Source organism: Arthrobacter silvisoli (assembly GCF_003369445.1).
Lineage (GTDB): Bacteria > Actinomycetota > Actinomycetes > Actinomycetales > Micrococcaceae > Arthrobacter > Arthrobacter silvisoli.
This window is the reverse complement of record NZ_QRCU01000013.1, coordinates 1-1,702: the sequence shown is the minus strand read 5'-3', so window position 1 is coordinate 1,702 and position 1,702 is coordinate 1. Positions and strand designations below refer to the sequence as shown.

Annotated in this window: 1 protein-coding gene; it reads left to right on the top strand. The window is 57.5% G+C overall.

Annotation, left to right across the window (positions count from 1 at the left end; all coding sequences use genetic code 11):
• Positions 1–183: 183 nt before the first annotated feature.
• Complete coding sequence (locus DWV11_RS20305) at positions 184–897, top strand: hypothetical protein (RefSeq protein ID WP_245953397.1); 714 nt, start codon at positions 184–186, stop codon at positions 895–897.
• The last annotated feature ends 805 nt before the right edge of the window (positions 898–1,702 follow it).

Genomic DNA, 1,702 nt, shown 5'->3' with positions numbered 1-1,702 from the left:
TGAGTATGTCAACTCTATTTGGCCCCGGTAGGACGGTTATTTCTGGCCCCGGGGCTTCTCACGGCATCCTGTTCCCGGGCTACCCCGTCTGACTCGACCCGATAACGCCCCGCCAGGTCCTCCAGTGGACAACGCATCCCACAGGAAGACGCGAAGCTCGGTAGAGCGCGAGGAGCTCTATCGATGGGCGTCGAGAACTGTCTCGCTGCTTGTCTAATGCGCGGGCCAGCAAGGATTGTCCGTGGTCATCATTTAGGTTCGACTGACTTGGTAAAAAAATACCGGACGCTTCCCTTTTTCCTATGGAACAATACCTTTGGTATTTTTCTAAAAAGCGACCGCTTGACCTTGTTTCGTAGTTTGTTGCCCCCTACCCTTAGCTCACATCTGAAATTGGGGAGGACTAGTGTCATGAAAGCCAAGGCTAAATTCGCAATTTCCGGGGTAATCGTTTTAGGTGCCGCCGCCGCTGTTGTTGCCCTGGCGCCTGCCCCCCAAGCTCGGGATGCCTCCCGGGTCATCCCCTCACTAACACTGCCGCAGCAGCCTTCGGATAGGGTGCCAGCGGCCGTTTTCAGCATCCTGGACAAGGACCTGAACATCGACCCGGCCCAGACCCGCCGGCTGGGAAGCGTCGGTACGGTTACCTACTACGCAGCAGCCCCCGGCGACAAGATCTGCATGATCCCGGTCGACAGCACCGGAAAAGACAATGGCTTTATAGGGTGCACATTGTTGGACAGCATCGAATCGGCCGGCCTGAAATTCGAAAATGCCGAACGCACTGAAGCCGTTTGGCTAGTGGTGCCTTCAACCGCTGACAAGAGTCTTGACGAGGTCAAAAACGAACCTGGTTGGACAAAGCAAGCATCTAACTTCCTGGTGAGGACTAAATGACAGCCTCAATCTCTGAAGGGAATTGGGTCTGTTGAGAAAGCTGAAGACAACTGTCGCTGCTGGCCTTGCAGCCGCTGGCCTCCTACTCGCCTTCGGATCGGGTTCCGCAAATGCCTATGGCTTCGGATCCGGCCTCCTACTCGCCTTCGGATCGGGTTCCGCAAATGCCTATGGCTTCGGATCCTGGAAAGCAGCCCCCACCAACTGCAACGAAGGCGTCTTCTATGGGGAGAGCTGGTGGGAAGCGAACACAGCGAAGGCCTACACAACTGAAACCAACAACTTTTGCTGGATCGGAAACGTTAAGGTTGCCGTGGCAATCCACGACAACTGGGCCACGAACCGCGGCCCCTGGGTGGTCGCCGCCCAACTGGGCCACGAACCGCGGCCCCTGGGTGGTCGCCGCCAACTATGCCTACCAGTCCTACCCGGCCAGTTACCACTCCGGATGGGGAGGCTGGCACTCCTGGGGCGACAGCGGCGGCCGCACGACCTGATCGGAACATCAGCGTGCCGCATTGAGCTCTCTGAACACAACGCGGCCAAACAATCGTTGTCGAAAGGAATGGTGAACACCGTTGAGGAAACACAGGGCCTCCGCAGGCGCCGGCATCGCTGCCATAGCACTTCTCATGACTGTCGGGTTGTCCCCAGCCAACGCTTACGGGACCGGCTCTTGGAGAGTCACTCCCACCAACTGCAACGAAGGCGTCTTCTATGGAGAGAGCTGGTGGGAAGCGAACACAGCGAAGGCCTACACCACCGAATCCGGCAACTTCTGTTGGATCGGAAACGTAAAGGTTGC

Excerpts from the sequence above, each read along its gene's own strand:
- DWV11_RS20305 (WP_245953397.1), top strand. The coding sequence starts at position 184 with ATGGGCGTCGAGAACTGTCTCGCTGCTTGTCTAATGCGCGGGCCAGCA.